At 70.0% G+C, this 6922-nt stretch carries 8 protein-coding genes and 1 other RNA gene; 6 read left to right on the top strand and 3 right to left on the bottom strand.

The genetic code is table 11. The features are described from left to right. Positions 1-201 precede the first annotated feature (201 nt). Complete coding sequence (locus VGE03_RS03745) at positions 202-933, top strand: 3-deoxy-manno-octulosonate cytidylyltransferase (RefSeq protein WP_331045130.1); 732 nt, start codon at positions 202-204, stop codon at positions 931-933. Positions 934-1029: 96 nt separating this feature from the next. Here the strand turns inward: VGE03_RS03745 and nudC are convergent, their stop codons facing one another. Then, on the bottom strand, positions 1030-1962 hold the full coding sequence (nudC, locus tag VGE03_RS03740; RefSeq protein WP_331045129.1) for an NAD(+) diphosphatase: 933 nt from the start codon (positions 1960-1962) through the stop codon (positions 1030-1032). 58 nt (positions 1963-2020) lie between these two features. Here nudC and ffs point away from each other — a divergent pair. After that, positions 2021-2114: signal recognition particle sRNA small type (gene ffs, locus VGE03_RS03735), an RNA gene on the top strand. A gap of 17 nt (positions 2115-2131) precedes the next feature. Here the strand turns inward: ffs and VGE03_RS03730 are convergent. Next, on the bottom strand, positions 2132-2740 hold the full coding sequence (locus tag VGE03_RS03730; RefSeq protein ID WP_331045128.1) for a hypothetical protein: 609 nt from the start codon (positions 2738-2740) through the stop codon (positions 2132-2134). A gap of 119 nt (positions 2741-2859) precedes the next feature. Here VGE03_RS03730 and VGE03_RS03725 point away from each other — a divergent pair, with 119 nt between their 5' ends. Continuing rightward, entirely contained in the window at positions 2860-4725 is a 1866-nt protein-coding gene (locus VGE03_RS03725; RefSeq protein ID WP_331045127.1) for a DNA polymerase III subunit gamma/tau, read from the top strand. A 78-nt stretch (positions 4726-4803) separates the two neighbouring features. Here the strand turns inward: VGE03_RS03725 and VGE03_RS03720 are convergent, their stop codons facing one another. Continuing rightward, positions 4804-5418, bottom strand: coding sequence for a malonic semialdehyde reductase (locus VGE03_RS03720; RefSeq protein ID WP_331045126.1), 615 nt, complete (start codon positions 5416-5418; stop codon positions 4804-4806). Positions 5419-5581: 163 nt separating this feature from the next. On the opposite strand from VGE03_RS03720, the gene VGE03_RS03715 reads away from it, so the two are divergent. From VGE03_RS03715 to recR, 3 genes are read left to right on the top strand one after another with little or no spacing between them, the layout of a single operon-like run. Next, positions 5582-5911 (top strand): YbaB/EbfC family nucleoid-associated protein, encoded by a 330-nt coding sequence (locus tag VGE03_RS03715; protein WP_141627865.1) that lies wholly within the window; start codon positions 5582-5584, stop codon positions 5909-5911. Next, positions 5911-6285, top strand: coding sequence for a CPCC family cysteine-rich protein (locus VGE03_RS03710; RefSeq protein ID WP_331045125.1), 375 nt, complete (start codon positions 5911-5913; stop codon positions 6283-6285). The genes VGE03_RS03715 and VGE03_RS03710 overlap by 1 nt, the downstream gene beginning before the upstream one ends. Then, positions 6285-6887, top strand: coding sequence for a recombination mediator RecR (gene recR, locus VGE03_RS03705; RefSeq protein ID WP_331045124.1), 603 nt, complete (start codon positions 6285-6287; stop codon positions 6885-6887). Before VGE03_RS03710 ends, recR begins: the two co-directional genes overlap by 1 nt. Positions 6888-6922: the final 35 nt, after the last annotated feature.

The raw sequence follows: 6922 nt of genomic DNA, 5'->3' as shown, positions 1-6922 counted from the left end.
GTCGCCAGGCCGGCGCCGAGAATCTTGTTCCACTTCAGGTCGCCGCTCATCCGCGTCGTCGCATCCCGTAGGTTAGGGCCCGTCCGTTGGCACGTCGGGCGAATTCTTGCGTGGGCGTCTCTTACACGCTAGCGCGACCTTAGCAACCGGCCCGGCGCGACCTTTCCGCCGGTCCGCAGACACAGGCGTCGAGGCAGGCCGATGAATCCCTTGATAATGATTCCCGCTCGCATGGCGGCGACCCGTCTGCCGAACAAGCCGCTGGCCGATATCGGCGGCAAGCCCATGATTGTTCGGGCTTATGAGCAGGCCGCCCTGTCGGGCCTGCAGGTCGCGGTGGCCGCGGGCGATCAGGAAATCGTCGATGTCATCGAGGGCATCGGCGGCGTCGCCGTGCTGACCGATCCGGACCTGCCGTCGGGCTCCGACCGGATCCGCGCGGCGCTCGAGGCCATCGATCCGGACGGGGGCTTCGATTCGGTGATCAACCTGCAGGGCGACATGCCCTTCGCCGATCCGGGACTGGCCACCGCCTGCGCCGCCCTGCTGCACGGCGAGCCGCGCTGCGACATCGCCACCCTGGTGGCGCGCGAGGCGGACGTCTCGGACCGCGCCAACCCCGACGTGGTCAAGGCCGTGCTGGCCCTGCCCGAGGGCGAGCGCCACGGGCAGGCCCTCTATTTCACCCGCTCGACCCTGTACGGCGACGCCCCCGTCTGGCGGCACATCGGCCTGTACGGCTATCGCCGCGAGGCCCTGCTGAAATTCTGCGCCGCCCCGCCCTCGCCGCTGGAGAAGCGCGAGAAGCTGGAACAGCTCCGCGCCCTCGAAATGGGCCTGACGATCTGGGCCGCCGTCATCGACGACGCCCCCCTGTCGGTCGACAACCCGGCGGATCTGGAGGCGGCCCGGGAACAGGCAATAGGCAGGTAGGCAGTAGGCAATAGGGAGGTTGCTCCCTCCGCTCGCCGTCTGCGACCCTACTGCCTACTGCCTACTGCCTACTGCCTACTGCCTACTGCCTGCTGCCTAAACGTCAAACCCGTCCACCCACGCCTGAATCAGCGTGCGGGCGATGGCCACCCTCGGCGGCGCCTTGATCGTCGGATGGGTTCCGGCCAGCACCTCGGCGGCCTCGCCGCGCGTCAGCCACGCCACCGCCTCCAGCTCCGTCTGGTCCGGCCGCGCGTCGTCCGAGTCCACCTCGGCGAACAGGCCGATCATCAGCTGGGACGGGAAGGGCCAGGGCTGGCTGGAGTGGTAGCGCACCTTGGTCGCGGTCAGCCCGGCCTCCTCGGCGACCTCGCGGGCGCAGCCTTCCTCGATGCTCTCACCGGGTTCGAGGAAGCCCGCCAGCGCCGACATCCGGCCCGCGGGCCAGGCCGCCTGACGCCCCAGCAGGCAGCGGTCTTCAGTCCCGCCCTTGTGGATGACCAGCATGATGGTGACCGGATCGACGCGCGGGAAATGCTCGGTCCCGCAGGCCGGGCAGATGCGCTTCCAGCCGCCGGACGCCGGGTCGCTGGCGTGGCCGCAGGCGGCGCAGAATCCGTGGCGCGCGCGCCAGTCGAACAGGCTCTTGGCCAGCCCCGCCATGGCGGCGTCCGCGCCCGACAGCACCCCGGCCGCCTCGCGCATGTCCATGAAGGCGCCCAGCCCCTGCAGCGGTCCCGCCGCCGGATCGACCGGGCCCTCGATCTCCACCGCGAAGACCGGGGCCTCTTTCCACAATCCGAGGAAGACCTCGCGGTCGGGCACGATGTCGCGGGCGTGGTTCAGCGACAACCACTGCAGGCGCGGCCCGTCCGCATGGTCCTCGACCAGCGGCTTGCCCTGCCATATCGCCAGCGCCAGCGCCTCGGGGTTGGCCTCCTGCTCGGCCAGCCATGCGGGATCGTTTCGTCGATCGCCCGCCCGGTCGAGCGGATTGCCGGCGAAGGTGTTCTGGATCGACAGGGGCATGACCCCCTGTCTAGCAAGGCGGCGCTTGCATCGGCGAGCCCAAACCGCCATATCCCCGCTCGGAGATCGCGGGCGAAGGCTTCGCCAATCTGGTCAGGGCCGGAAGGCAGCAGCCACAACGAATTCCCCTTCGGGTCGCGGTCTCCACCTTCCTCCTGACAATCCGGCCTTATTGCGTGTTGCGGATCGCCCCGACCAGCAGCCCGGCCAGATCGCCTTCCGTCATCATGTAGACCGCATAGATCTGGCGCTGCCGGGCGGCTTCGGCGAAGGCGGCGTCGTCGGCCTCGAACAGGCTGTTCTCCGACACGAACCGGTCGCCGTCGCGCGAATACAGCCACACCCGGAACTCGCCGTACGGCGTCACCGGCTGGTTGACCATCGCGCTCATCCGCCGCTCCAGTTCGGCGCCGGTGACGTTGGGCGACATCACGCCGCAGACTTCCAGCGTCAGCTCCGGAATGCCCAGGATGTCGGCGCCCGAGCCCCAGCCCGTGACCAGGACCTCGATCGTTTCCGGCGGGCGCGCCGGGTCCAGGGTCGCCGGGTTGATGTTCATGAAGGCGACCGGGTCGCGGAACTGGGCGTCGGTTTCGCCCAGGGCCTCGCGCGGCATCTGGGTCCAGCCCGCGCTGCGGGCGGCGCCGGCGGCCGGCGCGGCGGCGCCGCTGGTGTTCACGCACATCTTCACGAACGAATCGAACGGATGCGCCGCGACAGGCGAGGCGGCCAGCAGCAGGGCGGCGGCCAGTCCGGCGCGGTGGATCGACTTCAACATGGAATTCCCCTCGGCCCCCATCGGGCCGGACAACCCTAGCACGCGTATCCCCAGCCACAATCGGCGTGGACGCCGCACAGGGGGTGCCTGCGGCCCCGCTCTCGCGCTAAGACAGGGTCATGAGCGACGTGGACCCGACTCTCGACGGCCCCCCGTGGGATGAGGACTCGCCGGTAGGCGAGGCGGAGGAACGCGACCCCAACACCGACGACATGTTCGGTGCGCCCGCCGCTGCGCCCGCGCCTGAGCCTGAGCCTGAGCCTGTGCAGGCCGCCGCCCCCGCCGCCAAGCCCGCGCCCGCGGCGCCGCCCGAGGACGACGGCGCGGCCTATCAGGTGCTGGCCCGCAAATACCGGCCGCGCACCTTCGAGGACCTGATCGGCCAGGAGGCCATGGTCCGCACCCTGACCAACGCCTTCGCCACCGGCCGGATCGCCCACGCCTTCATGCTGACCGGCGTGCGGGGGGTCGGCAAGACGACCACGGCCCGCCTGCTGGCCCGCGCCCTGAACAACGAGACCGCCACCATCGACCGTCCGTCGCTGGAGCTGTCGGCCGACGGCGTGCACGACGCCGCCATCATGGCCGGCCAGCACATGGACGTCATGGAGATGGACGCCGCCTCGCACACCGGCGTCAACGACATCCGCGATATTCTGGAGAGCGTCCGCTACGCCCCGGTCGAGGCGCGCTACAAGGTCTATGTCCTCGACGAGGTCCACATGCTGTCGACGCAGGCGTTCAACGCCCTGCTGAAGACGCTGGAGGAGCCGCCGCCCCACGCCAAATTCATCTTCGCCACCACCGAGATCCGCAAGGTCCCGGTGACCATCCTGTCGCGCTGCCAGCGCTTCGACCTGCGCCGCGTCGAGCCGGAGATCCTCGTCGAGCATCTCGGCCGCGTCGCCGACCGCGAGGGCATGAAGATCGAGCAGGAGGCCCTGGCCCTGATCGCACGGGCCGCCGAGGGTTCGGTCCGCGACGGCCTGTCCCTGCTGGATCAGGCCCTGGTGCAGGGCGAGCGCGGCGAGACGGTCCAGGCCACGGTCGTGCGCGACATGCTGGGTCTGGCCGACCGCACCCAGACCATCGCCCTGTTCGAGGCCGTCATGGCCGGCCGCACGCCCGAGGCGCTGGAGCTGTTCCGCACCCTCTACGGCTACGGCGCGGACCCGGTGCAGGTGACCAACGACCTGCTCGAGCACTGCCACGCGGCCTCGGTCGCCAAGATGCTCGGGCCCAACGCCACCCGCCTGCCGAACGATCAGGCGCAGAAGCTGACGGCGCTGGGCGCGGTCATCTCGGCGGGCACCCTGTCGCGGACCTGGCAGATGCTGCTCAAGGCGCTGGACGAGGTCCGTCGCGCGCCCAATCCCGCTGATGCGGTGGAAATGGCCATCGTGCGTCTGGCCTACGCCGCCGACCTGCCGGGACCGGAAGAGGCGCTCAAGGCTCTGCGCGACGGCGAACCCGTCGGCGGCGGCCCGGGCTCGGGCCAGCGCGTCAGCGGCGGCGGTGGTGGCGGCGGCGCGTCCGCCCAGCTGGCCGCCCGGCCCATGGCCGCGCCCGCCCTGCCGGACCCGCAATCCTTCGAACAGGTCGTCGCCCTGATCGGCGAAAAGCGCGAGGTCGGCCTGCAGATGGACGTCCAGCGGTTCGTGCGTCCCGTGGCCTTCAAGCCCGGCGCCATCACCTACGAAAGCGTGCAGGGCGCCCCGGTCGACCTGGCCCGGCGCCTGTCCGGCCGCCTGAAGGAATGGACCGGCCGCACCTGGCTGATCGCCGCCAACGGCCAGGGCGGCGGCGAGACCATCATCGAGATCGACAAGCGCAAACGCGCCGAGGAGCGCGCCGAGATCGAGGCCGACCCCTTCGTGAAGGCGATCATGGAAGCCTTCCCGGGCGCCCGCATCGGCGAGGTCCGCGTCACCGCCGCCCCGGTCGAGCTGCCGGTGATCCCCGATGAGGACGCCGACGAAGACTAGGGTTGAGGGGTGAGGGAAGAGGGTCGAGGCGGCAGCGCCATCGGACTTCCCTCGACCCTCGAATCCCGACCCTCGCCCCTAGAGGACCTCCGCCGCCTCCTCGAACGCCAGCCGCGGCGAACGCGGGAACAGGTTCTCGTCCGAGCCGTAGCCGATGTTCATGATGAAGTTCGGCTCGACATTGCTGTCTGGGAAGAACTCGGCCTTCACGGCGGCGGCGTCGAAGCCCGACATCGGGCCGACGTCCAGCCCCAGCGCGCGGGCCGCGATGGTCAGGTAACCGCCCTGCAGCGAGGCGTTGCGGAAGGCGGTCTCGCGCCGGCCGGCCTCATCGGCGAACCAGTCCTTCGCGCCCGGGGCGTGGGGGAACAGGGTCGGCAGGTGTTCGTGGAAATCGATGTCCTGGGCGATGATCACGGTCACCGGCGCCTGGGCCGTCTTGGCCTGGTTGCCTTCGCTCATCAGCGGCACGAGGCGCGCCTTGGCCTCCGGCGAGGTCACGAAGACGAAGCGGGCCGGGGTGGCGTTCACCGCCGTCGGGCCGAACTTGGTCAGGTCATACAGCTTGCGCAGCAGGGCGTCCGGCACGGGGCGATCCGTCCAGCCGTTGCGGGTGCGGGCTTCGGTGAAAAGCTGGGCGAGGGCGGCGTCGGAAAGCGGGGCGTCGCGATCGGTAAGGGCGTCAAAGGCCATCGGGTGGTCCCTCCTCAAAATCTAACTGCAACAGCAGCGAGTGCTAAATAGGCAGGGCGTCGTCCCTCTCCAAGAGGCTCTGGCACATTTTCTGTTACAGATTGCTGTTCGCCGGGATTCGACCCCACTGTCCCCGGGGCGGCGAACCGCCTATCTAGGGGGCATGAAAGACCTCAACGCCCTCATGCAGCAGGCCCAGCAGATGCAGCAGCGTCTGCAGGACGCCCAGGCCAAAATGGCCGAAACCTCCGCCTCCGGCTCGTCCGGCGGCGGGCTGGTGACCGTCGCGCTCAAGGGCGCGGGCGAGATCACCGGCGTAACCATCGACGACAGCCTGCTGGTTCCCGGCGAGGGCGAGATCCTCGCCGACCTGATCGTCGCCGCCCACGCCGACGCCAAGCGCAAGCTGGACGAGGTCAACGCCGCCCTGATGCGCGAGGCCGCCGGTCCGATGGCGGGCATGAACATCCCCGGGATGCCCAAGCTCTTCTGATGGGGCAGGCGATACGGAACACCTGTCCGTGTTGCGGCTACCTGACCCTCTCCGAAGGGCCGGGTAGCTATGAGATCTGCGACGTCTGCTGGTGGGAGGACGATCCCGTTCAGCTGGCGTCGCCCCTGCTGCGGGGCGGCGCGAACAAGGTCAGCCTCGCCGAGGCCCAGCTCTATTTCATCAGCGCCGGATTCAGCGATCCCCGCTTCACCACCCATGTCCGCCCGCCGGCGGATGACGAGGTCGCCGACCCGGCCTGGAGGCCCTGGAACGCCAGGGTGGACGCCGAGGGCGATCAGACGATCCGCACCGGTCTCGACTATTTCCACGCCGCCTGCGTCGATCCGGGCGCGCCCTATTGGCTGAAATCCTGATGGCCGCTTCCGCCGGACCTGAAATCGAACGCCTGATCAGCCTGCTGTCCAAGCTGCCGGGCATGGGGCCCCGCTCGGCCCGCCGGGCGGCCCTGGCCCTGCTGAAGAAGCGGGAACAACTGCTGGTCCCGCTGGCAGCCTCATTGGCCGAGACGGCCGAGAAGGTGACCTCGTGCAGCGTCTGCGGCGCGCCTGACACCCGCGATCCCTGCTCCATCTGTTCCGACGGCGCCCGCGACAACGGCCTGATTTGCGTGGTCGAGGAGGCCGGCGCCCTGTGGGCCATGGAGCGCTCCGGCGCCTTCCGCGGCAAGTATCACGTGCTCGGCGGCCTGTTGTCGGCGCTGGACGGCGTCGGCCCGGACGCCCTGCGCATCGCCGAACTGGTCGGGCGCGTGCGCGGCGGCGAAGCGCGGGAGGTGGTTCTGGCCCTGCCCGCCACCGTCGACGGCCAGACCACGGCCCACTATATCGCCGAGCGTCTGGCGGGCTCCGGGGTGGAGATCACCAGCCTCGCCCGCGGCGTCCCCGTCGGCGGCGAACTCGACTGGCTGGATGACGGCACCATCGTTCAGGCGCTGAGGGCCAGACGGCCGGCCTGAGGCATACGTCCAAATTTGACGGATCGGGCTGCCAT

The sequence above is a fragment of the Brevundimonas sp. genome, from assembly GCF_036400995.1.
Taxonomy (GTDB): Bacteria; Pseudomonadota; Alphaproteobacteria; order Caulobacterales; family Caulobacteraceae; genus Brevundimonas.
Note: the sequence above shows the minus strand (reverse complement) of the source record. Positions and strands in the feature narration are given on the sequence as shown.

What these genes read in the sequence shown, in the direction of transcription:
- VGE03_RS03745 (WP_331045130.1), top strand. Translation starts at nt 202, where the DNA reads ATGAATCCCTTGATAATGATTCCCGCTCGCATGGCGGCGACCCGTCTG.
- nudC (WP_331045129.1), bottom strand. Translation starts at nt 1,962, where the DNA reads ATGCCCCTGTCGATCCAGAACACCTTCGCCGGCAATCCGCTCGACCGG.
- VGE03_RS03730 (WP_331045128.1), bottom strand. Translation starts at nt 2,740, where the DNA reads ATGTTGAAGTCGATCCACCGCGCCGGACTGGCCGCCGCCCTGCTGCTG.
- VGE03_RS03725 (WP_331045127.1), top strand. Translation starts at nt 2,860, where the DNA reads ATGAGCGACGTGGACCCGACTCTCGACGGCCCCCCGTGGGATGAGGAC.
- VGE03_RS03720 (WP_331045126.1), bottom strand. Translation starts at nt 5,418, where the DNA reads ATGGCCTTTGACGCCCTTACCGATCGCGACGCCCCGCTTTCCGACGCC.
- VGE03_RS03715 (WP_141627865.1), top strand. Translation starts at nt 5,582, where the DNA reads ATGAAAGACCTCAACGCCCTCATGCAGCAGGCCCAGCAGATGCAGCAG.
- VGE03_RS03710 (WP_331045125.1), top strand. Translation starts at nt 5,911, where the DNA reads ATGGGGCAGGCGATACGGAACACCTGTCCGTGTTGCGGCTACCTGACC.
- recR (WP_331045124.1), top strand. Translation starts at nt 6,285, where the DNA reads ATGGCCGCTTCCGCCGGACCTGAAATCGAACGCCTGATCAGCCTGCTG.